Origin of the sequence: Phenylobacterium glaciei (assembly GCF_016772415.1) — a bacterium.
Taxonomy (GTDB): Bacteria; Pseudomonadota; Alphaproteobacteria; order Caulobacterales; family Caulobacteraceae; genus Phenylobacterium; species Phenylobacterium glaciei.
In genome coordinates, this window is sequence record NZ_JAGSGD010000001.1 from 2418506 (window position 1) to 2443527 (window position 25022).

Consider the following 25022-nt stretch of genomic DNA (forward strand, 5'->3'; position numbering starts at 1 on the left):
CAACAACTTCAAAGAGAGACTGGGCGGAAATCCTTACGGAATAAGGGTTTCCGGAGCAGGGTACCATAATACCGCGTTAAGAGAACGTCACGCGACTATGGTCGAAGCTCCCCAGCGCGCGCCGCGCCGGCGCCGATCCCTGGATGCCCCATGTTCACTTCGCGACGCCAGCTTATACGCGCCACCGCGGCCACCCTCGCCTTCTCCGGCTTCTCCCGCTTCGCCAGCGCCCAGGACGGGCTGGTGGAGACCGATAGCTATCGCAACGAGGCGCCGGGCTATGGGCCGCTCAAGCGCGATCCGGCCGGGATCTTCGACCTGCCGGAAGGCTTCTCCTATACCGTGGTCTCCAAGGCCGGCGACCCGATGAGCGACGGGCTGATCACGCCCTCGAAGATGGACGGCATGGGCTGCTTCGCCCTCGACAACGACCGCGTCGCCCTGGTGCGCAACCACGAGATCAAGCCGACCGACACCGAGATCACCGCCTACGGCCCCGGCCGGGCGCTATCCGGCAAGATGGCCGCCGACCGCATCTATGACCGGGGCGACGACGGCCTGCCCTTCGGCGGCGGGACCACGACGATGGTCTACGACCTGCGCAAGCGCACGCTGGAACGCTCACACCTCAGCCTGACCGGGACCTCCACCAACTGCGCGGGTGGAATCACGCCCTGGGGCTCGTGGCTGTCCTGCGAGGAAACCACCCAGAACGCCGGCCAGGACGCCGGCAAGGATCACGGCTGGGTCTTCGAGGTGCCGTCACGCGGCAAAGGCGTGGCCGACCCGAACCCCATCAAGGCCATGGGCCGCTTCCGGCACGAGGCCGCCGCCGTCGATCCGCGCACCAGCGTGGTCTACATGACCGAGGACATGGGGGACGGCTTTGGCCTCTTCTACCGCTACCTGCCCAATGACCGCACCAAGCTGCTGGCGGGCGGCAAGCTGCAGGCGCTGTGCCTGCCCGAGGGCGCGGACGGCGATCCGCGCAACTGGGAAGCCGCCTACTGGAAGCCGGGCGACAGCCGCCCCGTTCACTGGGTCGACATGGACGGCGTCGACAATCCCTACGAGGACCTCCGCTATCGCGGCCACACCAAGGGCGCGGCCTGGTTCGCCCGCGGCGAGGGCATCTATTACGGCCAGGGCGAAATCTACTTCGCCTGCACCAGCGGCGGCCCGGGCCGCGGCGGCCAGGTCATGCGCTACGTCCCCAGCCCCCACGAGGGCCAGGCTGGAGAGGTCGATCAGCCGGGCCGTCTGCAGCTGTTCGCGCAGCCCCTCGACATCAAGGTCATGGAGATGTGCGACAACATCGCCGTCTCGCCCTGGGGCCAGCTGGTGGTCTGCGAGGACAAGATCGGCGGGATCAACTTCCTCCGCGCCATCACACCGCAGGGCAAGATCTACACGATGGGCCGCAACGCCGCGATCGACGGCGGCGACGTGGGCGCCAATTCGGAGCTGGCCGGCATCTGCTTCTCACCGGACGGCGCGACGATGTTCGTCAACATCTACTGGCCGGGCAAGACGCTCGCCATCACCGGGCCGTGGGCGAGCTTTAAAGCCTAGAGCGTGACAGCGTGAAGTGGATACCGGTTCCGGCGACCGTCACGCGACCAAGCTAAAGACGCTACGGACGGCGCACCCGCCAGGCGAAGGCGGTGGCGAAGGCCAGCAGCAGGGCCGCGGTGATCTGGTGCAGCAGACCCAGCCAAAGGGGCACGCCCGCCATCAGGGTGGCGATCCCCAGGCCCGCCTGGACCAGGACCGTGCCCCCCAGCACCAGGGCCAGGACCTTGGCCCCGGCCGGCAGGTAGCGCGAGCGCTGGGCGCCCACGGCGACGATCAGGGTCAGGATCAGCAGCAGGTAGGCCATGATGCGGTGATGGAACTGCACGGCGGCCTGGCTGTGGGCCAGGGTCGCCCAGAGGCTCGCCCCGGCGTAGTCGGCGGGGAACAGGGCGCCGTTCATCAGCGGCCAGTCGTTGTAGACCAGCCCGGCGTCGTTGCCGGCCACAAGCGCTCCCAGCAGGATCTGCACATAGATCAGGGCCGCCAGGCCAAGCGCCCGCCAGTTCCAGGCGCTGGGCACGGTCTGGCGCGGGGCGCCGGTCCAGGCGTCCAGGCCGGTCCAGACCAGGCCCGCCAGCAGGGCGAAGGCCAGGCCCAGGTGCATCGTCAGCCGCTCGGGCGCGACGGAGACGCGGTCAGAGAGCCCGCTGGCCACCATCCACCAGCCCACCAGTCCCTGTAGCCCACCCAGGCCGAACAGCACCGCGCAGCGCCAGATCAGCCGCTTGGGGATCTGCCGCCGGATCAGGAAATAGGCGAAGGGCACGGCGAAAGCCGCGCCCACCAGCCGGCCCAGCAGTCGGTGGCCCCACTCCCACCAGTAGATGGCCTTGAAGGCCCCCAGGCTCATGCCCTTGTTCAGCTGGATGTACTGCGGGATCTCGCGGTAGCGCGCGAACTCCTCGTTCCAGTCGCCGGCCGACATCGGCGGCAGAGCGCCCGACACCGGTTTCCACTGGGTGATGGAGAGACCGGAATCGGTGAGGCGCGTTGCCCCGCCCACCACCACCATGGCCAGGACCAGGAGGGCGACGGCGAAGAGCCAGATAGCGACCGGTCTCGACCGATCCGAGCGGAGGAAGGACGTCATGGGAGTGGACTTCAGAACCTTTCGGGGGCGTTCCTGGGCGACCCGCTACCTGAGAAGCCAAGCGGCGTCCACGCTTGCACGCCACTTGCACGCGACATGTGAACCAGGGATGGTCCGGGACACAGCCAGACGGGGGCGTTGAGGCGGATTTATGGACGGCGTGGGCCTCTATGGTGAGATCCTGATCGTGATGTTGGCCGGCTGGTTCGCGGCCCTGGCGCTCGGCCGCCGCCACAGCCTGTTCGTCTACATGGCCGTGGGCTTCGTCGGCGCCCTGTTGGGACACGCCATCGCGACGGGCCTCGATATCCAACTGGTGGGGGTCTGGGGCAGCCTGATCGCCGCCACCGTCGGCTCGATCCTGTTCCTCGCGCCCTTCGCCATCTTCCGCCGACGCTAACTCGGCTCTATACGGGCGCCATGAGCGCACGTGTCCGGAAGTTCGTCGGCGGGATTGGTATCCTGGTTTTCCTCGCCGCCTATATCTGGGCGGTGACGGCGATCGCCGAGTACGTCCCCGATCAGATCTTCATCAAGACGCTGTTCTACGCCGTGGCCGGCATCGGCTGGGGCGTGCCCATCCTGCCGCTGCTGTCCTGGATGAACCGGGGCAAATAGCAAAAGGGCGCCCCCTTGCGAGAGCGCCCTTTAAGCTTGTCGATGGTCGGAGCGACAGGATTCGAACCTGCGACCCCTTGACCCCCAGTCAAGTGCGCTACCAGGCTGCGCCACGCTCCGACATCGGCAAGGCGGCCCTTCTAACCTCTTGCGGCGCACGGGCAAGCGCGAATTTCCGGCATGAGCGATATCTGCGCCAGACCCAGGGCCCAGCTTGATCAGCCGCGCTTGAGAAGCGCGTCCAGGCGGCGCTTGGCGGCCTGAAGGTCGTCGAGGGCGAAGACCAGACGTTCGCGGTCGTCGGCGCCCAGGCGGAGATTGGAGAGGCCCAGGACGGGGACCTCATCGCTCACCGGCGCGGGGGGCGGCGCGCCCTCCCCGCTGGCGGCCGAGAGCAGGCGCTTGAGGCCCTGTTCCTTGTGCAGGCGCTGGACGCCCTTGATGGTGTAGCCGTCCTCGTGGAGCAGGGTCTTGACCCCGCGCAGCATCGAGATGTCCTGCGGGCGGTAGAACCGGCGCCCGCCCGCCCGCTTCATGGGGCGAATGAAGGAGAACTTGGTCTCCCAGAACCTCAGCACGTGCTGGGGCACGCCCAGCTCGTCGGCCGCTTCCGAAATCGTGCGAAAGGCGTCCGGGCCCTTGGCCACGGGGGGCCTCTCGCTACTTTCCGAGGGCGCGGTCTACTCGCGCCTTCATGACCTGCGAAGCGCGGAAACCAATCACGCGCCGAGGTTCGATCGCGGCGGGTTCGCCGGTCTTGGGGTTGCGGCCCATGCGGGCCCGCTTGGCGCGCACCTGGAACACGCCGAAGCCCGAAAGCTTGACCTGCTCACCGCGCTCCAGGGCCTGGGCGGCCAGTTCGAGCGTGCGCTCGACCAGTTCGGAACAATCCTGGCGGGTCAGACCCACCTCCTCGTGAACCGACTCACACAGGTCGGCTCGCGTTACCGTCGCGCCCTTCATCCTCGCCCCTGCCCCTACTGAACACTGTCGACGGGCCGCAAACGCGGGAACGTCGAATAACCGTCATGACCTGATTGTCGCATCAGGTCAAAGACTTCAAGGCGTAACCGGGGACGGACTTGAAGCTTTCGCCTACAAGCGCACGACGCAGGCGCCCCAGGTCAGGCCCCCGCCCATGGCTTCCAGCAGCAGCAGCTGGCCGGGCTTGATGCGGCCGTCGGTGATGCCCTCGTACAGCGCCAGGGGAATCGAGGCCGCCGAGGTGTTGGCGTGCTTGGCCACAGTGGAGATGACCTTCTTCTCGTCGATGCCCAGCCGGCGGGCCACGCCCTCCAGGATGCGCTGGTTGGCCTGGTGGGGAATGAACCAGTCGACGTCGGCGACATTGACGCCCGCGTCGGCGGCGGCGGCCACCACGGCCTCGGAGATGTTCACCACGGCGTGGCGGAAGACCTGATTGCCCTGCATGCGCAGGTGGCCGATCTGGCCGTTGGTGGAGACCCCGCCATCGACATAGAGCAGGTCCTGCTTGGTCCCGTCGGCGCGCAGGGCGAATCCCAGCAGGCCACGGTCCTGCGTGGTCCCCTCGCCCTCGCCCGGCTCCAGCACCACGGCGCCGGCCCCGTCTCCGAACAGCACGCAGGTGCCGCGGTCGGTCCAGTCCATCAGCCGGGTCATGGTCTCGGCCCCGATCACCAGGGCGCACTTGGAGCGGTTGCGGGCCACGAAGCCGTCGGCGGTCGATAGCGCGTAGACGAAGCCCGAACAGACCGCCTGGACATCGAAGGCGATGCCCACCGGGCAGCCCAGCTTGCGCTGCACGATGGTGGCCACGGCCGGGAAGGTCAGGTCGGGCGTGGTGGTGCCGACAATGATCAGGTCGACGTCGGCCGGGGTCCTGCCGGCGGCGGCCAGGGCCTTCCTGGCGGCTTCCACCGCCAGATCGGACACCGGCTGGTCCGGCGCGGCGCGGTGGCGCTGGCGGATGCCGGTGCGTTCGATGATCCACTCGTCAGTTGTATCGACGAGTTTGGAGAGGTCGGCATTGGTGACGATCTCGTCGGGGAGATAACCGCCGACCCCGGTCACGACGCTACGCAGGACTTTAGTCAACGGTTGCAGCTCCATCGGCGGCCGGCGCACTCGACTCGGCCACGGCGGCCGTGAGCCGCGTCATATTCTTTTCGACCTCGGTGGCGAAGTCGCTTTGCGAAAGGCTGGCGGCCATGAGGATGGCGTCGGCGAAGTCCTGGGCCTTGGCGCCCCCATGGGACTTCACCACCACGCCATTGAGGCCAAGAAGCGGCGCGGCGCGGGGCGGGTTCAGCTTCTGCCCGAATTTACGCAGGCCTGAGCGCGCCAGCAGAGCCCCGGCGGTGGTGATCAGGGAGCTGGTGAGCGCCGCGCGGAGCTCGGCCTCCACGTAGCGTCCGGTGCCTTCGGCGGCCTTCAGCATGATGTTGCCCGTGAAGCCGTCGGTGACGGCGACATCGACGGTGTTCTTCGACAGGTCGTCGCCCTCGATGAAGCCGCGATAGTCCAGGTCGAACTTGCCCGAGCGCAGGATGGCGTGCGCCAGGCGCACCTCCTCGTGGCCTTTCACGTCCTCGGAGCCGACATTGACCAGGCCGACGGTGGGCTTGGCCACGCCGTGGAAGGCGCGGTGGAAGGCCTCGCCCATGATGGCGAACTCCACCAGGCGCTCGGCGTCGCAGTCGATATTGGCGCCCACGTCCAGCACCGTGGTCAGGCCCTTGGCGCCGGGCCAGCTCGCCACCAGGCAGGGGCGGTCGACATCGACGCTCATCCGCAGGATCAGCTTGGAGATGGCCATCAGGCCGCCCGTGTTGCCGGAGGAGACCGCGGCGACGGCTTCGCCCGCCTTCACCGCCTCGACAGCGTTCCACATCGAGCTGCCCTTGCCGCGGCGCAGGGCGACGGCAGGCTTTTCGTCCGAGGCGATGACCTTGTCGGTGTGCCGGACCTCGACCTGGGCCTTCAACGCCGGGTGCCGGGCGAACTCAGGGTCGAGCGCCGCCGCGTCGCCGTGCACCAGGAAGCGCGTGCTGGCCGGCATGGCCTTGGCGGCGAGCGCCAGGGCGGGAACGGTCACGGAAGGTCCGTGGTCGCCGCCCATGGCATCGATGGAAATGACGAGGGTTCGGTTCAAAACGCTGCGTCCAGCCCCCTGTTGCGACGGAGCCGGGACGATACAGCCCAGGCAAGGCGATGCAAACCGCGCAAGGGCGGCGCGATCATTCGCCCTCCCCCTTCAGCTTCTTCAGCGCGGCGAAGGGCGACAGATCGGCGGTGTCGGGTTGATAGTCGAACACCGCCCCAGGCTTGCGGGGAAAGGGATCGACCTCCAGCGCCAGCTGCTCGATGAGGTAGGCCGAGAGGTCGATTTCCTCATCGGCCAGGACGTCGGGCGGATCGAGTTCGTCGGGATCGAATTCCAGCTCGACCGTGGCGGCGTCCGACTCAGCCGGCGCATTCGGACTGCCGGCGGGCACCACCCGGAACTCGATGTCGGCGGTGAGCGGCTGTTCGAAGGCGTCCAGGCTGACGCCGCAGATCTGCTCCACCACGGCGTCGAGCTGGCCCAGGATCTCCGCCCCATCCAGCCAGGCGTGAACGGTTATGTCGGCGGTGAGGGCCGGCAGGCTCGCCAGACCGATCTCCTTGGCGATCAGGGCGCGGGTCTCGGCGTCCGGCGCCAGGCGCACCTTCACCGGGCCCTTGGAGAGCTCCTGCAGCCGAATCGTCTGGCTCCAGGCGCGCTTCATGCGGGGCTCCAGGCGGCGTCACCGGACAACAGACGCTCTAGCGGCTCTTCAGCCAGAGCCACGCGCTGGGCGACCACATAGTCCGCCAGCTTCGGCAGGGCCGCCGACTCGGTCTCGGCATAGACCGTCCGCAGCAGCAGGGCGTTCAGGGCGGCGGTGTCGGGCAGCGACTCAAAGGCTGTCTCGTAGGATTTCACCCGGCCGTAGAAGGCCTCGCCCAGCTTGCGCATCTTCTTGCCCACCGAAAGATCGCCGACCCCCATCTCCCGCAGCGCGTCATCCAGGGACGAGACATAGGTGTCGAACAGGGCCTGGGCGGTGTCGCTGGCCTGCGGTCCCTGGCGCTTGAGGCGATCCAGCAGCAGGAAGACGTGCAGGGTATAGATCTCGAAGCGGCCCTCGACGGTGTCGGGCGCGCCGTAGACCTCATAGAGGGCCGGCGTGCGCGACTGATCGACCACGGCGGCATAGAGCGCGCGGCCGGCGGTCAGGGCGGGCTTTGTGCGGAACAAACGGTCCAGAAGCATATCGGCCTCGATTTCGCCCTGAGGGGTCTTTAAGGGCGGCATTGCAGTAAGGGGCCGCGAGCGATAGGTCAAAGCCCAGGAAAATTGAACGGGTCTGATCCGCACATGTTTCGCAGTGTCGCCTTCGCCGCAATCGCCGCCGGTCTCATGGCCACGGCCGCCTGCGCGCCGATCACCACCTATTCGGGGTTCCAGGCCATCGACGCCAATCCCAAGGACGTGAAGGTGGGGACCGACACCAAGTCGATCGTCCGCGGCCGGCTGGGTTCGCCGTCGGCCACCTCCACCTTCGACCCCAATGTCTGGTTCTATATCGACCAGATCAAGGAGACGGTGGCCTTCCGCATGCCGAAGACCACGCGGCGCGACGTCACCGCCATCGCCTTCAACAAGGACACCGAGGTGGTGGAGAGCGTCAGCCAGTACAGCCTGAAGGACGGCAAGGTCATCGCCTTCAACGGCCGTGAGACCCCGACCCGCGGCCGCGAGCTGACCATCTTCGAACAGCTGATCGGCACGGTCGGACGCGGCACCGTGCTGCCCAACGAGGACGAGGGCGTCCCCGGCAGCCGCCCGGGCGACCGCCGCTAAGCCCTGCACCACAGCATCGACCCAAAGAAAAACGCCCCGGAGATCGCTCTCCGGGGCGTCTTCATGTCTGATCGGCGAGGCCGTTAGTGCGCCGCGAGAATCGCGAGCAGCAGCAGAGCTACGATGTTGGTGATCTTGATCATCGGGTTCACCGCGGGGCCCGAGGTGTCCTTGTAGGGGTCGCCGACGGTGTCGCCGGTCACGGCGGCCTTGTGAGCCTCCGAACCCTTGCCGTGCAGGACGCCGTCGGAGTCGGTGAAGCCTTCTTCGATCACCTTCTTGGCGTTGTCCCACGCGCCGCCGCCCGAGGTCATCGAGATGGCGACGAACAGGCCGGTGACGATGACCCCCATCAGCATCGCGCCGACGCAGGCGAAGGCGTCGACCTTGCCGGCGATGGCGTTGATGACGAAGAACAGCACGATCGGCGAGGCCACCGGCAGCAGCGACGGCACGATCATCTCGCGAATCGCCGCCTTGGTCAGGATGTCCACGGCGCGGCCGTATTCCGGCTTCACCTCACCCGTCATGATCCCCGGGTTTTCGCGGAACTGACGACGCACCTCGACCACCACCGATTGCGCGGCGCGCCCGACTGCGGTCATCGACATGCCGCCGAACAGGAAGGGCAGCAGGCCGCCGAACAGCAGACCGACCACGACGTACGGATTGGACAGATCGAAGGCCACCGCGCCCAGGCCGTCGAAGAACGACCCGGGTTCAGCGTTGGCCGCGAAGTACTTCAGGTCCTCGGTATAGGCCGCGAACAGCACCAGGGCGCCCAGGCCGGCGGAGCCGATCGCATAGCCCTTGGTGACCGCCTTGGTGGTGTTGCCGACCGCGTCGAGGGCGTCGGTGGTGACACGCACTTCCGGGGGCAGACCGGCCATTTCGGCGATGCCGCCGGCGTTGTCTGTGACCGGACCAAAGGCGTCCAGCGCGACGACAAAGCCCGCCAGGGACAGCATGGCGGTGGTGGCGATGGCGATGCCGAACAGGCCCGCCAGGTTATAGGTGACGATGATGCCGACGATGATCACCAGGGCAGGCGCCGCGGTGGCCTCCAGGCTCATGGCCAGGCCCTGGATCACGTTGGTGCCGTGGCCGGAGACCGAAGCCTGGGCGACCGACTTCACGGGACGGAAGTTGGTGCCCGTATAGTACTCGGTGATCATCACGATCAGCGCGGTGATCACCAGACCCGCCATGGAGCAGTAGAACAGCGACAGGGAGTCGAAGGTCTTCTCCAGCGGGGTGCCGGCGTTCACGGTCAGGGGTTCGGTCACCAGCGCGGGGATCAGGAACCAGAGCGCGATGGCCGAGAGCACACCGGTGACGATCAGGCCCTGATAGAGGGCGCCCATGATCGAGCCGGACTTGCCCAGGCGAACGGCGAAGGTGCCGATGATCGAGGTGATGATGCAGACGCCGCAGATGGCCAGCGGCAGCAGCATGATGTTGGGCAGCAGGGCCGAGCCGCCGAAGAAGATGGCGGCCAGGACCATGGTGGCGACGGTGGTCACCGCATAGGTCTCGAACAGGTCGGCGGCCATGCCGGCGCAGTCGCCGACGTTGTCGCCCACGTTGTCGGCGATGGTCGCGGCGTTACGCGGGTCATCTTCCGGGATGCCGGCCTCGACCTTGCCCACCATGTCGCCGCCGACGTCGGCGCCCTTGGTGAAGATACCGCCGCCCAGACGGGCGAAGATGGAGATCAGCGAGGCGCCGAAGCCCAGCGAGACCAGGCCGTCGATGACGTGGCGGTCGGTCGGGACCAGGCCCTGCACGCCGGTCAGGAAGCCGTAATAGCCCGCGACGCCGATCAGGGCGAAGCCCGCGACCAGGAGGCCGGTGATGGCGCCCGAGGTGAAAGCGAGCTTGAGACCCTTGGCGAGGCTCTCCGAAGCGGCCTGCGCCGTGCGCACGTTGGCGCGGACCGAGATCAGCATGCCGGCGAAGCCGGCGGCGCCCGAGAGCACCGCGCCGATCAGGAACCCGGCGGCAGAATACGAACCGATCAGGAAGTAGAGCGCGACGAGGACGACGAAGCCGACGATCGCGATGGCGGTGTACTGGCGCTTCAGATAGGCCTGCGCGCCTTCCTGAATGGCGGCGGCGATCTCTTGCATCTTCGCGTTCCCGGGAGATTCCCGGAGCAGCGCGACTGCCTGGAAGATGCCGTAAAGCACCGCCAGGAAGCCGGCGGCGATCACCAGCTCAAGCGTTAAACTCATAATCTGAAAGCCCCTTTTGCGATTGCGCGGAGGGGGGACGACGACGGCCTTTGGCGCGCGCGTCGGTGTGTTCCCGGCCCCATGGTGTTTCCCCAGTTGGCCCGTCTTTGGCGACGCGCCTTTTATTTGAGAGCTTGAGGGTGCCAAAACTGGCGCCCGGAAGCAACGGTATTGCCCAAAGGCGGCTCAGGGCCGGATTTCGCGCGCCGCGTTGGCCTTGGGGTCCGGCAGGCCCGTGCGCTTTTTGGGCGACTGGGAGATCACCGTCACGGTCTTGATATCCTTGGCGCCGGCGATGGCGATGGCCTCGCGCTGCATGACGGACCGCAGCTTGACCTCGTCGACCTTGGTGTAGTCGGTGGCCAGGGTGAAGTAAGGCGCGCGATGTCCGGCCCGCACCAGGGCGTCGCGGAAATAGGGCTCGCGAGTGCGCAGCTTGGCGGTGTTGGCGAGCGCCGAAAGCTGGATGCGCACCGAAACGAAGACATAGTTGATCAGCAGGCCGCGCACGACGATGGGCAGGGCTACCGGCGCGAGGTCGACATATTGGCCGACTTCAGGCTTGCCGGCCGACTTCTCTTCAGACGCCAGGGCAGGCCCGGCGAGGAGCGCCAGGGGGGCGAGGGCGAGGAGAGCGCGGCGATCCATGGAGCTACCCTGGCAGGATATGGTTTCCGGAAGCTTGCGTCGCCTATTTGTGGGTCCAGCCGCCTTGGCCCGGGTCAATGACCTGGTCGCCCACCCGAACCTCGATACCTTCGCCCTCCACCATCTCGCCGATGACGGTCAGGCCGATGAGCTCGGGGTGATCGGCCGGGGCCGTGCAGACGATCTCGTAGTCGTCACCCCCGGTGGCCAGGCTCAGCAGGGCGGCGACCTGGTCGTCCTGAGTGGCCAGCCAGGCGCGGGCGGGCTTGGAGAGTGGCATCCTCTCGAGATCGAGCCGCAGGCCCAGGCCGCTCGCAAGGGCGATATGGCCGGCGTCGGCCACCAGGCCGTCGGAGACGTCGGCGGCGGCGCTGGCATGGGCGCGCAGAGCCTCGCGGAGGTCCAGGCGGGGATTGGGCAGGCGGTGGGCGTCGGGCAGCCAGCGGCGGTCCAGTTGCCCCCAGCCCGGCCCCCAGTCCAGCCAACCGTCGCCGATAGGCCCGCTGACCAGCAACAGATCGCCGGCCTTGGCTCCGCCCCGGCGGATCATCGTCCCGCTCGGAACCCAGCCCAGCAGGGTCATGGAGACCATCAGCGGACCCGGCGTGGAGACCGTGTCGCCCCCCAGCAGGATGACGTCGAAGGCCAAGCCGTCCTCATCCAGGCCGCGCGCGAACTCCTGCCGCTGCTTCCAGCCGAAGCCCGCGGGCCAGGCGGTCATCAGGAAGTAGCCGTAGGGCTCGGCGCCCTTGGCCGCGAGATCGGAGAGATTGGAGCGCAGCAGCTTGCGCGCCACGATGTCGGGCGGATCGTCCGGCTGGAAATGAACCCCGGCCACCAGGGCGTCCTTGGTGACCACCAGGTCGAAGCCAGGTCGCGAAGGGATGGCCGCGGCGTCGTCGAGCAGATCGAAGGCCTCGGCCGCGCCGCGGGTCAGCGGGCGGAACAGCCGGGCGATCTGTTCGAATTCATCCGGCGCGGACATCCTGCGCCACCTTGTCGAGGGCGCCGTTGACGAAGCCCGGCTCCGGACCTTCGAAGAACGACTTGGCCAGTTCGACATACTCGTCGATCACCACCTCGACCGGCACATCCTCGCGATGGGACAGCTCGTAGGCGCCGGCGCGCAGGATGGCGCGCACGGTGGCGTCCAGACGATCCAGCTTCCAGCCGACAGCCAGGCGTTTGACCACGGCGGCGTCGATCTCGCGCTGGCTGCCCACCACGCCGCGGACCAGCTCGGCGAAGAAGGCCTCGTCGGCGGCAGCCAGGGGATCGCCCTCCCCGTCCCCCTCAATGCCGCGGTCGAAGCGGTGGTCGGTGAACTCGCGGATCACGGCCTCGACGCCGACCCCGGAGACTTCCATCTGATACAGCGCCTGGACGGCGGCCAGGCGCGCGACCGAGCGGGCCTGTTTGGGCTTGCTCATCGCGCGCCCATCAGCTGGCTCTTAAGAGAGATCATGGTCAGGGCCGCGCGAGCCGCGCCGCCGCCCTTGTCGCCTTCGCTGGCCTTGGCCCGCGCCCAGGCCTGTTCTTCGTCCTCGACGGTCAGGATGCCGTTGCCGATGGCCAGGCGCTTGCCGACCGTCAGGTCCATGATCCCGCGGGCCGACTCGTTGGAGACGATCTCGAAGTGATAGGTCTCGCCGCGGATCACCGTGCCGAGCGCCACATAGCCGTCATAGCGCACGCCGGTGGCGCCGCCTTCTTCGGCGAGCGCGATGGCGCCAGGGATTTCCAGCGCGCCGGGCACGGTCACGACGTCATACTCCGCGCCCTGCGAGGTGATGGCGTCTGCCGCCCCCTGCAGCAGGGCGTCGGCCAGGTCGGAATAGAAGCGCGCCTCGACGATGAGGAGGCGGATTTTGTCTTCGAGCATGGATTCTTTCCGGACGCGACCTGACTTGAGCGCGTCCTTTAGGCTGTTTCTCGCCAGCGGGCGAGATACCGAGCCAGCATGTCGATCTCCAGATTGACGCGGCTGCCCACTTTCAACGTTCCCAGCGTGGTCACGTCCCAGGTGTGGGGGATCAGGTTGACGCCGAAAACGTCGTCCTCGACCTCGTTCACCGTCAGGGACACGCCTTCGATGGTGATGGAGCCCTTCGGCGCGATGAAGCGGTGCAGGGGCCGGGGCACGCGCACCTGGACTCGGTGCGATCCGCCCTCGCTCTCGATGGAGATCACCTCGCCGACGCCGTCGACGTGGCCCGAGACGATATGACCGCCCAGCTCGTCGCCCACCCGCGCGGCGCGCTCCAGGTTAACCGGGCGGCCCTCCTCCCAGTCCGACAGGGTGGTCAGGGACAGGGTCTCGCCGGAGACCTCCACGGCGAACCAGCCGTCGGCCTTCTCCACCACGGTCAGGCAGCAGCCCGCGTGGCTGATGGAGGCGCCGATATCGACGGTGGCGAGATCGAACCTGGTCTCGATCTCGAACCTGCGGTCGCGGTTGGTGTCGCGGACGGCGCGGACGCGGCCCACATCGGTGACGATGCCGGTGAACATTCAGATCCTCTCGTAGCGTTCCCACACATCGGGACCCAGCAGCTGAAGATCAACCCGCTTAAGCTTCGGCGCGTCGGAAAGCGCCTGGATGGCCAGGGCGCCGATGCCCGGCCGCCCCTCCCCGCCGATGATGATGGGCGCGCGAAACCACTCCAGCTGGTCCACCAGACCACAACGCAGGAAGCTGGCCGCAACCTGCCCGCCGCCCTCGATGAACAACCGCGTCAGCCCCTCCGCCGCCAGCGCCCGGACCACGTCGTGCAGTTCGGGCCGCTCGTCGCCCACGGCGTGAACCTGCAGGACGCGGACCCCTGCGTCGACGAGGCGCGCTTGCGGCGTCGTGGTGGAGATCAGGTAGGTCGGTATGTCGCGGGCCGTGGCGATCAGCTTGCAGCCGTCGGCCAGCCGCTGGCGGCTGTCCAGCACCACGCGGGCGGGCTGCGGGCCGTTGAAGTCGGGCATCCGGACGGTGAGTTCGGGATCGTCGGCCAAGGCCGTCTCGACACCCACGACGACGGCGTCATGCTCTGCGCGCAGCCGGTGCACCTGTTGGCGGCTCTGATCCCCGGTGATCCAGCGGCTCTCTCCCGTGGCCGTGGCGATGCGGCCGTCGAGGGAGGTGGCGAGCTTGAGGCTAACGCTCATCCTCGGAGCCTTCGCTGAGGCCCTCTTCGCCGAGGAAGGTCGCGAACTCGCCGGCCTCGCGGAAGTCGCGATAGACCGAGGCGTAGCGGACATACGCGACGTCATCGAGGGCCTTGAGCTGCTTCATCACCATCTCGCCGACGGCCGACGACGGCAGCTCGGTCTCGCCCATGCTTTCCAGCTGGCGGACGATGGTGGAGATCATCTTCTCGATGCGATCGGGCTCGATGGGGCGCTTGCGGGTGGCGATCGAAATCGAGCGCGCGAGTTTATCGCGTTCAAACGGCGTACGGCGCCCAGAGCGCTTCAGGATGGTCAGCTCGCGAAGCTGCACACGCTCGAAGGTGGTGAAGCGGCCACCGCACTCGGGACACAGGCGACGGCGTCGGATGGCCGCGCCGTCTTCCGACGGGCGGCTGTCCTTCACCTGGCTTTCGAGATGGCCGCAGAACGGGCAGCGCATGATCTAGCCCCTCCTGGCCAATCCAACCCCTATTAGAGGGATTAGCTGTAGATCGGGAAGCGTTTCGTCAAGGTCAGGACCTCGGCCTTCACCCTGGCCTCGATCGCGGAGTTGTCGCCGCCGGCGGCCACGCCATCGAGCACTTCGCCGATCCAGGTCCCGACCTGGCGGAATTCCGCCGGACCGAAGCCCCGCGTCGTGCCGGCGGGCGTGCCAACCCGCAGCCCGGACGTCTGCATGGGCGGCAGCGGATCGAAGGGGATGCCGTTCTTGTTGGTGGTGATCCCGGCTCGTTCCAGGGCGATCTCGGCGTCGGCGCCTGAGACGCTCTTCGGCGTCAAATCCACCAGCATCAGATGGCTGTCGGTGCCGCCCGAGACGATCTTGAACCCGGCGACCTGCAGGCTGTCGGCCAGGGCGCGCGCATTTTCAACGACTTGACGGGCGTACTGCTTAAACTCGGGACGCAGCGCCTCGCCAAAGGCCACGGCCTTGCCGGCGATGACATGCATCAGCGGACCGCCCTGCAGGCCGGGGAAGACCGCGCTGTCGATCTTCTTGGCCCACTTCTTGGAGTTGGTCATGATCATGCCGCCGCGCGGACCGCGCAGGGTCTTGTGCGTGGTCGTGGTGACGATGTGGGCGTGCGGGAACGGGTTGGGATAGGCGCCGCCGGCCACCAGGCCCGCATAGTGGGCGATGTCCACCATCAGCAGGGCCTCGACGCTGTCGGCGATCTCCCGGAACTTCGCGAAGTCGATGGCGCGCGAATAGGCCGAGCCGCCGGCGATGATCACCTTGGGCTTCTCGGCCAGGGCCACCTCGGCGGCCTGGTCATAGTCGATCATGTGATCCTGCTGGCGCACGCCATAGGCCACGGGGCGGAACCACTTGCCCGACTGGTTGACGCTCTTGCCATGGGTCAGGTGGCCGCCGGCCGCCAGGTCCATGCCCATGAAGGTGTCGCCGGGGCTCATGGTGGCCATGAACACCGCCTGGTTCGCCTGGCTGCCCGAGTTGGGCTGCACATTGACGTACTCGCAGCCGAACAACTGCTTGGCGCGCTCGATGGCGATCACCTCCACCTCGTCCACCACTTCGCAGCCGCCATAGTAGCGTTTGCCCGGGTAACCCTCGGCATACTTGTTGGTCAGGACCGAGCCCTGGGCGTCCAGCACCGCGCGGCTGACGATGTTCTCCGACGCGATCAGTTCGATCTGGTCCTGCTGGCGCTTGAGTTCGCGGGTCAGCACGCTGGAGACAGCCGGATCGCTCTCGGAAGCGGGCGCGGTAAAGAAGGCGTCGATGAAATTGGCGGCTTGGGCGGTCATGAGAGGGCCTTTCGGGAATCTGGGGAGGACGGGCCTGAGCGGCTCTTTACCGCCTTGCGGGCCCGGGGCCAAACGTTGGGAACCAAGTTGTGCGGGGAGCGTTCACGCCAAGTCTGACGACCCTGGGCGAAGGGGTCCTCTGGCGTTGGTAATGCCATGTACCCAGGGGGCGCTTGATGAGTATCGACAGGGAAGCCGACGAGACCGACGGCGAAGAGGTTCTGTCGCTGACCACCGGGATCGTCTCGGCCTTCGTCAGCCGTAACTCGGTGTCGCAGAACGACCTGCCAGATCTGATCCGGTCCGTGCACCAGGCTCTGCGGGGACTTGGCCATGCCGCCCCGGTTGCTCTGGAAGAGCGACCCAAGCCCGCGGTGCCGATCAACAAGTCGATCCAGCACGACTTCATCGTCTGCCTTGAAGACGGCAAGAGGTTGAAGATGCTCAAGCGCTATCTGCGCTCGCGCTTCGACATGAGCCCGGATGACTATCGTCGTCGGTGGGGATTGCCGCCGGATTATCCGATGGTGGCGCCGGCCTATGCGGCGCGGCGCTCGGACTTCGCCAAGCAGATCGGCCTGGGCAAGGGCGTGCGGCGACGGACGTGATTTGGGCGGACGAGCCGCCAGATCGTTGAGATGGAAAGCGAAGTTGAGGCGTCTCCGAAGCGGTGGTTACACGCGCCTTATGCGCCTCCACGCCCGATTGGGCAATATGCACGGCCGGTGGGGAGCATATCCGGGTGGCGGTGACCACCTGCTCGAACCGGCGGCGAGGCAGCTGGCGCCAGGAATGAAAAGGCGTCACCCGTGGGCGACGCTTTTTCCTGTTTCGCAATACGCGTGATCTAGGCGGCGTAGCCGCCGACGCGCTTGATGTTGCAGTGGGCCCACAGCATTTCCAGCGTCTGGGCCAGGTCGTCCATCATGGCGTCGGTGTGGGCGGGCGAGGGGGTGAAGCGCAGGCGCTCGGTCCCGCGGGGCACGGTGGGATAGTTGATCGGCTGGACGTAGACGCCATGCTCTTCCAGCAGGATGTCGCTGATCATCTTGCAGTGGACAGGATCACCCACCAGCACCGGAACGATGTGGCTCTCCGAGGGCATGACCGGCAGGCCGGCCTTGGTCAGCCTGGCCTTCAGGGCGGCGGCGCGCTCCTGATGGGCGATGCGGATCTCGTTGTGGTCCTTGAGATAGCGGATCGAGGCCACGGCGCCGGCCGCCAGGGCCGGCGGGATCGAGGTGGTGAAGATGAAGCCGTCGGCATAGGAGCGGATCGCATCGACGATCACCGCGTCGGCGGCGATATAGCCGCCCATGACGCCGAAGCCCTTGGCGAGCGTGCCTTCGATGATATCGATCTGGTCCATGACGCCGTCACGCTCGGCCACGCCCGCGCCGCGGGGGCCGTACATGCCCACCGCGTGGACTTCGTCCAGGTAGGTCATGGCGTTGTACGTCTTGGCCAGGGCCACCATCGCCCGCATGTCGGTGATGTCGCCGTCCATGGAGTAGACGCTCTCGAAAGCGATCACCTTGGGCGCGTCCAGCGGGACCTGCATCAGCAGCTCTTCGAGATGGGCCAGGTCGTTGTGGCGGAACACCCGGCGCTGCTCGCGCTTGCCGGCCCGGATGCCGCTGATCATCGAGTTATGGTTGAGCTCGTCGGAGAACATGATCAGACCCGGCAGGATCTTGTAGAGGGTCGAGAGCGACGCCTCGTTGGACACATAGCCGGAGGTGAACAGCAGGGCGGCTTCCTTGCCGTGCAGGTCAGCCAGCTCGGCCTCCAGCTCGACATGGTAGTGGGTGGTGCCGGAAATGTTGCGCGTGCCGCCCGAGCCTGCGCCGGCCTCATCGATGGCCTGATGCATGGCGTCGAGCACGACCGGGTTCTGGCCCTGGCCGAGATAGTCGTTGGAGCACCAGACGATGACGTCTGAAGAGACACCGTCCTCACGCGTCCAGGTCGCTCGCGGGAACTGTCCACGGTGACGCTTCAGGTCGGCGAAGACCCGATAACGTCCCTCGGCATGGATCTGCTCGAGAGCGGTGCTGAACGCGGCCTTGTAATCCATCGACTTGAATTCCGGTCACGCGTTCGACGATCTCGCGCCGCGACCGGTCCCCTTGCTTCGCCGGGGCTTATCGCGCCCCGGGCCCCTGTTGTCTACAATCCGTCATGTCGCAAGACCGCACATTTCGTGAGCGCGCAGTCAGAGTTCGTGAACGGTGATAACCATTCTCAAGGCAGGTTGCCCCGGAACAGCTGCAGTATGGCGCTGAAATCCTTGCCGCCGCCACCCAGCCGGTCGAACAGCGCATACATGCCCTCGGCCTGTGCGCCCATTGGCGTGGCCGCGCCGGACTTGGCGGCGGCCTCCTGGGCGAGCTTCAGATCCTTCAGCATCATGGCCGTGGCGAACCCGCCCTCATAGTCGCGATTCGATGGCGCGGCGGGCACCTGGCCGGGCCAGGGGCTATAGTTGCTGAGCGACCAACATTGGCCCGAGGACTTGGTGGCGATCTCGAAGAATCGGTCGGGATCCAGGCCCAGTTTCTCGGCAAGGGCGAAGGCCTCGCACACCCCGATCATCGAGATGCCCAGCACCATGTTGTTGCAGATCTTGGCCGCCTGCCCCGCCCCGTGGTCGCCGGCCCGGATGACGGCCCGGGCCATGGGATCGAGGGTGGCCTCGACCGCGGCGAAATCAGCCTCGTCGCAGCCGACCATGAAGGCCAGGGTCCCGCCCTCCGCCGCCGTCGTGCCACCCGAGACGGGTGCGTCGGCGAAACGGAAGCCCAGCGCCTTGGCGTCGGCGGCCACGGCCCGGGCGCTCTCCACATCGATGGTGGAGCAGTCGATCAGCAGGGCGCTCCCCGGCGCCTTGGCCAGCACCTCATTCGCATAGACCGCCCGGACGTGGGGTCCGGCGGGCAGCATGGTGATCACCACCTCGGCGTCGGAGACGGCCTCGGCCGCCGAGTCGGCCGCGCGGCAACCCGCCGCCACGGCCTTCTCCAGCGCCTGGGCCGACAGGTCGAAGGCGGAAACCGCATGGCCCGCCTTCGCCTGGTTGGCGGCCATGCCGCCGCCCATGTTTCCCAGACCGATGAACGCGATCCGCGTCATGGGCGACGCTCCCTTATTTGGGCTTACGGAACTTGTAGATGAACTGGTCGGTGTGGCCGCGCAGGGTCGGGTCGAACACCACCTTGGTGTGGTCGTCGGTGGTGTTGCGCAGCAGGGTGCTCTCACCCTCGTACTTGAAGCCGGCGGCGGCCAGCTCGCTCTTCACGATGGCCGGGTCGATGCGGTGCAGCTTGTCGGCGGTGTCCAGCGGCGCGCCCGGCAGGGCGGCGTGGTCCAGCACGATATAGACGCCGCCCGGCTTCAGGGCCGCGTAGACCGCCTTGTTCACCGCGGCCACGTCCAGGTTGAAGCGGGCGAGGTGCAGGTCGTGATAGTTTTGCGAGGTCCAGATCACGTCAGCCTGGGTCGGCAGGGCCAGGGTCTGGAAGCTGCCCTGCACCACCTTGATGTTGGGATAGTTGGCGTCGGCGGCCACGGCGAGGATCGGGTTGGGCTTGGCGTCGGGGGCCGGCGTCGCCGGCGGCGCATTGATCACCGCGTAGACCACGCCCTTGGGACCGACGGCCTTGGAGAAGATGCGGGTGAAGTAGCCGCCGCCGGGCAGGAAGTCGGCCACGGTCTGGCCGGGCTTGATACCGGCGAATTCCAGCATCTCGGCGGGCTTGCGGTCGGCGTCGCGCTTGGTGTCGGCCTCGGGACGTCCGGCGTCGGCGACCGCCGCGACGACCTCCTTGGAGGGCGCGGCCTGGGCGGCGCCGGTGGAAAGCGCCAGGACCGCAACGGCGGCCAGCAACAGATTGCGTGTCATCGGTTCTCTCCCAAATGTCGTTGTTTCTCGGGATACCATTCGGCGGCCCGACGCGTGTCGTTACGGTGGAGTTAGGGGCGACCAGGCGTCATCGGAAGGCAGGGGCGCGAAGATATCGTCGAGCATGGCCTCAGTGACACCCTCCAGGGTGGGGGGATCCCACTTCGGCGCATTGTCCTTCTCGATGATGACAGCCCGAACCCCCTCGATGAAATCGTGGCGCTGAACCACGCGCGCGCCGATCCGGTACTCCATCTCCATGTTGTCGGCGAAGCTGGCCGCTTTGCCGCCCAGGGCCAGTTGCCGGAAGGCGACCTTCATGGTCTGGGGCGACTTGCCGGCCAGGGCCTTGAGCTGATCATCCGACCAGTCGCTGTCGGAGTGCTGCAGGGCCTCGACGATGGCTTCGACGCTGCCCAGGCCGAAGATGCGGTCGATCTCATCCTGATGCTCGGCCAGGCGGGGCCGACCGGCGTCGCCCTCGAACTGGGTCAGCAAGGTCTCGATCGCGGCGGGGCCGGCGACCACGGCCGCCTTGAAGGCCTCGACCTGATCGCTCGGGATGAAGTCGGTGGCGATCCCTACCAGCTCGCAGTCGGCCGCCTTCAGCCGGGCCCCGGTGAGCGCCAGCCACAGGCCGATATGGCCAGGCATTCGGGACAGGAACCAGCCGCCGCCGACATCCGGGAACAGGCCGATGCCGGTCTCGGGCATGGCGAAGGTGGTTCGCTCGGTGGCCACCCGATATTGCGAAGGCGCGGCGAGCCCCACGCCGCCGCCCATGGTCACGCCGTCCATGATGGTGACCACCGGCTTGGCGTAGTCAAACAGCAGGTGGTTCAGCCGGTATTCCTTGAAGAAGAACTCGCGCGCCGCCTTGCCGTCCGCAGCCCCGCTCTCGGCCAGCATGCGGATGTCGCCGCCGGCGCAGAAACCGCGCTCGCCGGAATGGTCCAGCAGCACCAGGTCCACGGCCGGATCGTCCTTCCAGGCGAGCAGCGCCTGCGTGAGGATTTCACACATCCTAGTGGTCAGGGCGTGGAGCGCCTGGGGCCGATTGAGCGTCAGGCGCCCCACACGGCCTTCGATGCGGACCAGGACTTCGTCGTCAGTCATTGCCGCAACAGCTCCCGGGCGATGATCACCCGCATGATTTCGTTGGCGCCTTCCAGGATCTGGTGGACCCGCAGGTCGCGCACGATCCGTTCCAGCGGATAGTCTTTCAGGTAGCCGTAGCCACCATGCAGTTGCAGGGCCTGGTTGGCGACCTCGAAACCCACGTCAGTGGCGAACCGCTTGGCCATGGCGCAGTACTGGGTGGCCTTGGGATCACGCGCATCCAGGGCCGCGGCGGCCCGGCGCACCATCAGACGGGCGGCGTCCAGCTCGGTGGCCATGTCCGCCAGCCGGAACTGCAGGGCCTGGAACTCGGCCAGGGCCTGGCCGAACTGCTTGCGTGTCAGCAGGTGGTCCCGCGCCGTATCCAGGGCCAGCTGCGCCCCGCCCAGGGAGCAGGAGGCGATGTTTATCCGCCCGCCGTCGAGCCCGGCCATGGCGAAGCGGAAGCCCTCCCCCTCCCCGCCCAGCCGGTTGGCCTCCGGCACGCGCACCCCGTCCAGGTTCACCTGGGCCGTCGGCTGGGCGTTCCAGCCCATCTTGCGCTCCTGGGCGCCGAAGGAGACGCCGGGCTGGTCCTTCTCCACCACGAAGGCCGAGATCCCCTTTGCGCCGGCCACCCCAGTGCGCGCCATCACCAGGTAGACGTCGGAGGTCCCCGCCCCGGAGATGAAGGCCTTGGAGCCGGTCAGGACGTAGTGGTCGCCGTCCTTCTTCGCCGTGGTGGCCAGGGCCGCGGCATCCGACCCCGAGCCCGGCTCGGTCAGACAGTAGGACGCGATCAGCTCCATGCTGGTGAGCTTCGGCAGGTAGCGATGACGCAGGTCGTCGGAGCCGAACCGGTCGATCATCCACGAAACCATGTTGTGGATCGACAGGAAGGCCGCTGTCGACACGTCGCCATAGCTGAGCTGTTCGAAGACGATAGAGGCGTCCAGCCGGGTCAGGGCCGAGCCGCCGACGTCCTCCTGAACATAGAGGCCGGCGAAGCCCAGGCCCGCGGCCTTGCGCATCACATCCACCGGGAAGTGCTTGTCTTCGTCCCATCGGGCCGAGTGCGGCGCCAGTTCTTCGGCCGCGAAGACGCGGGCGGCGTCCTCGATGGCGCGCTGGTCTTCGTTGAGGTTGAAATCCATGATCAGGCAGGCCTCGAAGCAGTTGGCTTGAGGAGTTCGCTCCGCTGGCGCAACCTGTCAACGACGCGCGCTGTGCGCCGGGGGAGTCGCGGCATGACCGATCAGTTGATGGGACGCGGCCCCGAGGCGGCGCGAAACCTCGCCCTGGTGAACTACGGCCTGCTGTTTGCGGCCATCTTCTTCGCCGGCGTCCCGGCATTGATCGCGGTGATCATCGCCTATTCGCAGCGCGACGAAGCCCCGCCCGCCCTCCGCTCGCACCACGATTTCCAGATCAAGATTTTCTGGGTGGCCTTCGCACTGACCATGGCCGCCGGAGCCTGCGGCCTGGGGGCGCTGATCAGCGGGGTCGGCGAGCTGATGGAGTTCACCCGGGTCAACGGCTGGGACGGGTTTTCCAACATCAACATCGATCTCTCCCGCATGGTCATAGACGGGCGGATCGTCAGCCTGCTGGTGGCCGCCGTCGTGCTGTCGCTGCTGGCCGGCCTCTGGCTGATCGCCGCGCCCGCCATCGGCTTTATCCGCCTGGTTTCAGCGCGAGGGATTGGCCTGACCTCCCACCCGGCCTAGATAGCCGCTCATGAAAAACGCCCATCTCGCCGCCTATCCCGCCCTGCGCCTGCGCCGCCTGCGTCAAGCCGACTGGGTCCGCCGCCTGGTCCGTGAAAGCGTCCTGACCCCGGCCGACCTGATCTGGTCGATGGTGGTGCACGAGGGCGAGGGCGAGATCCCGGTGGGCTCCATGCCCGGCGTTTCGCGCCTGTCGGTGAAGGGCTGCGCCCAGGCCGCGGTCGAGGCCCGCAAGCTTGGCATCCCGGCCATCGCGGTCTTCCCCCACATCGACGGCGCCAAGAAGGACGCCACCGGCACCCTGGCCCACGACCCCAACGGCCTGGTGGCCACGGCGGTCAAGGCCATGAAGGACGCCGCCCCCGAGGTCGGGATCATGTGCGATGTGGCGCTCGATCCCTTCACCGACCACGGCCACGACGGCCTGATCGAGAACGGCCGCATCCTCAACGACCCCACCATCGAGACCCTGGTGCGCCAGGGGATCATGCAGGCGCAAGCCGGCGCCGACATCCTGGCGCCCTCGGACATGATGGACGGCCGCTGCGGCGCCTTAAGAACAGCCTTGGAAAGCGCCGGACTTCAGGATGTTATGATCATGTCCTACGCCGCCAAGTACGCCTCGGCCTTCTATGGCCCATACCGCGAGGCGATCGGCTCGGGCAAGCTCGGGACCGGGTCGGTGGACAACCCCGGCGACAAGAAGACCTACCAGATGGACTTCGCCAACTCCGACGAGGCCCTGCGCGAAGTGGCCCTCGACATCGCCGAGGGCGCCGACATGGTCATGGTCAAGCCGGGCATGCCCTATCTGGATATCGTCCAGCGCGTGGTGGAGACCTTCGCCATGCCCACCTTCGCCTTCCAGGTCTCCGGTGAGTACGCGATGATCAAGGCCGCCACCCAGAACGGTTGGCTGGACGAGGAGCGCGCCATCCTGGAGAGCCTCGGCGCCTTCAAGCGCGCGGGCGCCGCGGGCGTCATCAGCTACTTCGCCCCCGTCGCCGCGCGGCTGATGGGCGCGTGACCAGGCCGCTGATCAGCATCGTCGCGGGAGTCATCCGCGACGTCGAAGGTCGGCTGCTCACCGTCCGCAAGGCCGGCACGACGGCTTTCATGCTGCCCGGCGGCAAGCGCGATCCGGGCGAGGACGACGTCACAGCCCTGGCCCGCGAACTGGCCGAGGAGCTGGGCTGCGTTCTGGTGGAAAGCCGTGCGCTCGGCGTCTTCACCGCACCGGCCGCCAATGAGCCCGACATCCAGGTCGAGGGCGCGATCTACCACGCCACGATCCGCGGCGAGGTCGCGGCCCAGGCCGAGATCGCCGAACTGCTGTGGATCGACCCGCGGGCCCAGGCTACGGTGCGCCTCGCGCCCCTGCTGGAAACCCAGGTTCTGCCTCGACTCTAGATGGAGACGACCATGACGAACGCCCTCCTCCGCTCAGCCCTGGTGGGCGGCGTGCTCGCCCTCTCGATGGCCGCCTCGGCCTCCGCCAGTTCCGACGACGCCTGGGCGGAGATGCAGAAGGAGGTGGCGACCCGGTGCAAGGCTGCGGCGACCAAGGATTCCGGCGTGAAGACCTGGACGGTTTCGGTCTCGGCCTTCGGCAGCCAGAGCTTCGGCATGGCCATCCTCTCCGGCAAGACCAAGGGCGGCGTTGCGGTGAAGTACGCCTGCGCCATGGACAAGAAGACCAAGGCGGTCGAGGTCGCCGGCGGCGAACCCAGCGGCTGGGTGAACCGCTAGACGTCGGAGATGAAGTAGCGGCTGTCGCCGCCGTGATCGGACAAGGTCACCATGCCCTCGTAGCGCAGCCCAATCTTCTCCAGCACCCGGATCGAGCCGTCATTGTCCGGCTTGGTGATGGCCACGATGCGGCTTAGGCCGAGCGCCTTGCGGCCGTAGGCCAGGACGGCGGCCGCCGCCTCCGAGGCGAATCCCCGACCTGAGAACCGGGCCAGGAAGGCGTAGCCGATGTCGGGATGGTCCAGCACGTCGCGCTTGATCAGGCCGCAGATCCCCACCGGCTCGGCCGTCGCCTTCAGTCCCACCCACCAGAGTCCGAAGCCGTTCTGGACGTAACTGGCGGCCGGGCCGTCGGCGACATAGCGCCGGGCGTCCTCCAGGGTCCGCACCTTGCGGTCGCCGATGTTTTCCAGGAAGCCGGGCTCGTTGAGAAGTTCGAGGATGAAGGCGTCGTCGTCGGGCGTCAGATGCCGCAGGAACAGCCGCTCGGTCTCCAGCACCATCACCGACACCGCGGCCTCCTCATGTCAGAACCCTGGCGTTTGCGCCTCACGGATGCCCGAAT

Annotated in this window: 31 protein-coding genes and 1 tRNA gene; 9 read left to right on the forward strand and 23 right to left on the reverse strand. The window is 67.4% G+C overall.

What is annotated here, in order from left to right:
* The first annotated feature begins 150 nt into the window (after nucleotides 1-150).
* Nucleotides 151-1572, forward strand: a complete 1422-nt coding sequence (locus tag JKL49_RS11800) for an alkaline phosphatase PhoX (protein ID WP_215340798.1) — start codon at nucleotides 151-153, stop codon at nucleotides 1570-1572.
* 61 nt (nucleotides 1573-1633) lie between these two features.
* Here the strand turns inward: JKL49_RS11800 and JKL49_RS11805 are convergent, their stop codons facing one another.
* Nucleotides 1634-2665, reverse strand: coding sequence for a COX15/CtaA family protein (locus tag JKL49_RS11805; RefSeq protein WP_215340799.1), 1032 nt, complete (start codon nucleotides 2663-2665; stop codon nucleotides 1634-1636).
* A 151-nt stretch (nucleotides 2666-2816) separates the two neighbouring features.
* On the opposite strand from JKL49_RS11805, the gene JKL49_RS11810 reads away from it, so the two are divergent.
* Entirely contained in the window at nucleotides 2817-3065 is a 249-nt protein-coding gene (locus JKL49_RS11810; protein ID WP_215340800.1) for a GlsB/YeaQ/YmgE family stress response membrane protein, read from the forward strand.
* A gap of 20 nt (nucleotides 3066-3085) precedes the next feature.
* On the forward strand, nucleotides 3086-3283 hold the full coding sequence (locus tag JKL49_RS11815; RefSeq protein ID WP_215340801.1) for a DUF2842 domain-containing protein: 198 nt from the start codon (nucleotides 3086-3088) through the stop codon (nucleotides 3281-3283).
* Nucleotides 3284-3326: 43 nt separating this feature from the next.
* On the opposite strand, the gene JKL49_RS11820 is transcribed toward JKL49_RS11815, so the two are convergent.
* From JKL49_RS11820 to JKL49_RS11850, 7 genes are all read right to left on the reverse strand, one after another.
* A tRNA-Pro gene (locus JKL49_RS11820) sits at nucleotides 3327-3403 on the reverse strand.
* 98 nt (nucleotides 3404-3501) lie between these two features.
* The gene (locus JKL49_RS11825) at nucleotides 3502-3930 is read right to left on the reverse strand and encodes a MerR family transcriptional regulator (RefSeq protein ID WP_215340802.1); all 429 of its coding nucleotides are present in this window, start codon (nucleotides 3928-3930) and stop codon (nucleotides 3502-3504) included.
* Nucleotides 3931-3943: 13 nt separating this feature from the next.
* Complete coding sequence (locus JKL49_RS11830; RefSeq protein WP_215340803.1) at nucleotides 3944-4246, reverse strand: integration host factor subunit alpha; 303 nt, start codon at nucleotides 4244-4246, stop codon at nucleotides 3944-3946.
* 132 nt (nucleotides 4247-4378) lie between these two features.
* Nucleotides 4379-5359, reverse strand: a complete 981-nt coding sequence (locus tag JKL49_RS11835; protein WP_249778080.1) for a beta-ketoacyl-ACP synthase III — start codon at nucleotides 5357-5359, stop codon at nucleotides 4379-4381.
* Entirely contained in the window at nucleotides 5352-6416 is a 1065-nt protein-coding gene (plsX, locus tag JKL49_RS11840) for a phosphate acyltransferase PlsX (protein ID WP_215340805.1), read from the reverse strand. The genes JKL49_RS11835 and plsX overlap by 8 nt, the downstream gene beginning before the upstream one ends.
* An 85-nt stretch (nucleotides 6417-6501) precedes the next feature.
* A complete protein-coding gene (locus tag JKL49_RS11845; RefSeq protein ID WP_215340806.1) occupies nucleotides 6502-7032 on the reverse strand; it encodes a YceD family protein in 531 nt (176 codons plus the stop codon).
* Nucleotides 7029-7559, reverse strand: a complete 531-nt coding sequence (locus JKL49_RS11850; protein ID WP_215340807.1) for a ubiquinol-cytochrome C chaperone family protein — start codon at nucleotides 7557-7559, stop codon at nucleotides 7029-7031. Before JKL49_RS11850 ends, JKL49_RS11845 begins: the two co-directional genes overlap by 4 nt.
* Before the next feature lie 105 nt (nucleotides 7560-7664).
* Between JKL49_RS11850 and JKL49_RS11855 the strand changes: the two genes are divergently transcribed.
* Nucleotides 7665-8150, forward strand: a complete 486-nt coding sequence (locus tag JKL49_RS11855) for an outer membrane protein assembly factor BamE (RefSeq protein WP_215340808.1) — start codon at nucleotides 7665-7667, stop codon at nucleotides 8148-8150.
* 83 nt (nucleotides 8151-8233) lie between these two features.
* On the opposite strand, the gene JKL49_RS11860 is transcribed toward JKL49_RS11855, so the two are convergent.
* The 9 genes from JKL49_RS11860 to glyA all read right to left on the reverse strand — a co-directional run bounded on the left by JKL49_RS11860 (nucleotide 8234) and on the right by glyA (nucleotide 15982).
* A complete protein-coding gene (locus tag JKL49_RS11860) occupies nucleotides 8234-10384 on the reverse strand; it encodes a sodium-translocating pyrophosphatase (RefSeq protein WP_215340809.1) in 2151 nt (716 codons plus the stop codon).
* A gap of 186 nt (nucleotides 10385-10570) precedes the next feature.
* Nucleotides 10571-11032 carry a hypothetical protein gene (locus JKL49_RS11865; protein WP_215340810.1) on the reverse strand — a complete coding sequence of 154 codons (462 nt, stop codon included), beginning with the start codon at nucleotides 11030-11032 and terminating at the stop codon, nucleotides 10571-10573.
* A 43-nt stretch (nucleotides 11033-11075) separates the two neighbouring features.
* On the reverse strand, nucleotides 11076-12017 hold the full coding sequence (gene thiL / locus JKL49_RS11870) for a thiamine-phosphate kinase (RefSeq protein ID WP_215340811.1): 942 nt from the start codon (nucleotides 12015-12017) through the stop codon (nucleotides 11076-11078).
* Nucleotides 12001-12462: a transcription antitermination factor NusB gene (nusB, locus tag JKL49_RS11875; protein WP_215340812.1), complete on the reverse strand. Its 462-nt coding sequence runs from the start codon at nucleotides 12460-12462 to the stop codon at nucleotides 12001-12003. Before nusB ends, thiL begins: the two co-directional genes overlap by 17 nt.
* Complete coding sequence (ribH, locus tag JKL49_RS11880) at nucleotides 12459-12914, reverse strand: 6,7-dimethyl-8-ribityllumazine synthase (protein ID WP_215340813.1); 456 nt, start codon at nucleotides 12912-12914, stop codon at nucleotides 12459-12461. The genes nusB and ribH overlap by 4 nt, the downstream gene beginning before the upstream one ends.
* A gap of 38 nt (nucleotides 12915-12952) precedes the next feature.
* Nucleotides 12953-13543 (reverse strand): riboflavin synthase, encoded by a 591-nt coding sequence (locus JKL49_RS11885; RefSeq protein ID WP_215340814.1) that lies wholly within the window; start codon nucleotides 13541-13543, stop codon nucleotides 12953-12955.
* Nucleotides 13544-14188, reverse strand: a complete 645-nt coding sequence (locus JKL49_RS11890; protein ID WP_215340815.1) for a RibD family protein — start codon at nucleotides 14186-14188, stop codon at nucleotides 13544-13546. It lies immediately after the preceding gene.
* Nucleotides 14178-14651 carry a transcriptional regulator NrdR gene (gene nrdR, locus JKL49_RS11895; protein WP_215340816.1) on the reverse strand — a complete coding sequence of 158 codons (474 nt, stop codon included), beginning with the start codon at nucleotides 14649-14651 and terminating at the stop codon, nucleotides 14178-14180. The genes JKL49_RS11890 and nrdR overlap by 11 nt, the downstream gene beginning before the upstream one ends.
* A 41-nt stretch (nucleotides 14652-14692) precedes the next feature.
* Nucleotides 14693-15982, reverse strand: a complete 1290-nt coding sequence (gene glyA, locus JKL49_RS11900; protein WP_215340817.1) for a serine hydroxymethyltransferase — start codon at nucleotides 15980-15982, stop codon at nucleotides 14693-14695.
* Nucleotides 15983-16158: 176 nt separating this feature from the next.
* Between glyA and JKL49_RS11905 the strand changes: the two genes are divergently transcribed.
* Nucleotides 16159-16590, forward strand: a complete 432-nt coding sequence (locus tag JKL49_RS11905; RefSeq protein WP_215340818.1) for a Ros/MucR family transcriptional regulator — start codon at nucleotides 16159-16161, stop codon at nucleotides 16588-16590.
* 239 nt (nucleotides 16591-16829) lie between these two features.
* Here JKL49_RS11905 and hemA read toward each other — a convergent pair whose 3' ends face one another.
* The 5 genes from hemA to JKL49_RS11930 all read right to left on the reverse strand — a co-directional run bounded on the left by hemA (nucleotide 16830) and on the right by JKL49_RS11930 (nucleotide 22141).
* A complete protein-coding gene (hemA, locus tag JKL49_RS11910; RefSeq protein WP_215340819.1) occupies nucleotides 16830-18059 on the reverse strand; it encodes a 5-aminolevulinate synthase in 1230 nt (409 codons plus the stop codon).
* A 167-nt stretch (nucleotides 18060-18226) separates the two neighbouring features.
* Nucleotides 18227-19114: a 3-hydroxyisobutyrate dehydrogenase gene (mmsB, locus tag JKL49_RS11915; protein WP_215340820.1), complete on the reverse strand. Its 888-nt coding sequence runs from the start codon at nucleotides 19112-19114 to the stop codon at nucleotides 18227-18229.
* Between the two features lie 13 nt (nucleotides 19115-19127).
* A complete protein-coding gene (locus JKL49_RS11920; RefSeq protein ID WP_215340821.1) occupies nucleotides 19128-19883 on the reverse strand; it encodes a class I SAM-dependent methyltransferase in 756 nt (251 codons plus the stop codon).
* Between the two features lie 60 nt (nucleotides 19884-19943).
* Nucleotides 19944-20999: an enoyl-CoA hydratase/isomerase family protein gene (locus JKL49_RS11925; protein WP_215340822.1), complete on the reverse strand. Its 1056-nt coding sequence runs from the start codon at nucleotides 20997-20999 to the stop codon at nucleotides 19944-19946.
* Entirely contained in the window at nucleotides 20996-22141 is a 1146-nt protein-coding gene (locus tag JKL49_RS11930) for an acyl-CoA dehydrogenase family protein (protein WP_215342799.1), read from the reverse strand. Before JKL49_RS11930 ends, JKL49_RS11925 begins: the two co-directional genes overlap by 4 nt.
* A gap of 87 nt (nucleotides 22142-22228) precedes the next feature.
* Between JKL49_RS11930 and JKL49_RS11935 the strand changes: the two genes are divergently transcribed.
* Genes JKL49_RS11935 through JKL49_RS11950 form a run of 4 tightly spaced genes read left to right on the forward strand, consistent with a single transcriptional unit; the run spans nucleotide 22229 to nucleotide 24457 of the window.
* A complete protein-coding gene (locus JKL49_RS11935) occupies nucleotides 22229-22708 on the forward strand; it encodes a hypothetical protein (RefSeq protein WP_215340823.1) in 480 nt (159 codons plus the stop codon).
* A 10-nt stretch (nucleotides 22709-22718) separates the two neighbouring features.
* Nucleotides 22719-23735 (forward strand): porphobilinogen synthase, encoded by a 1017-nt coding sequence (gene hemB / locus JKL49_RS11940; protein WP_215340824.1) that lies wholly within the window; start codon nucleotides 22719-22721, stop codon nucleotides 23733-23735.
* Entirely contained in the window at nucleotides 23732-24118 is a 387-nt protein-coding gene (locus JKL49_RS11945; protein ID WP_215340825.1) for an NUDIX hydrolase, read from the forward strand. The genes hemB and JKL49_RS11945 overlap by 4 nt, the downstream gene beginning before the upstream one ends.
* A gap of 12 nt (nucleotides 24119-24130) precedes the next feature.
* Nucleotides 24131-24457, forward strand: coding sequence for a hypothetical protein (locus JKL49_RS11950; RefSeq protein ID WP_215340826.1), 327 nt, complete (start codon nucleotides 24131-24133; stop codon nucleotides 24455-24457).
* Here the strand turns inward: JKL49_RS11950 and JKL49_RS11955 are convergent.
* Nucleotides 24454-24960 carry a GNAT family N-acetyltransferase gene (locus JKL49_RS11955; protein ID WP_249778253.1) on the reverse strand — a complete coding sequence of 169 codons (507 nt, stop codon included), beginning with the start codon at nucleotides 24958-24960 and terminating at the stop codon, nucleotides 24454-24456. The genes JKL49_RS11950 and JKL49_RS11955 overlap by 4 nt on opposite strands.
* Nucleotides 24961-25022: the final 62 nt, after the last annotated feature.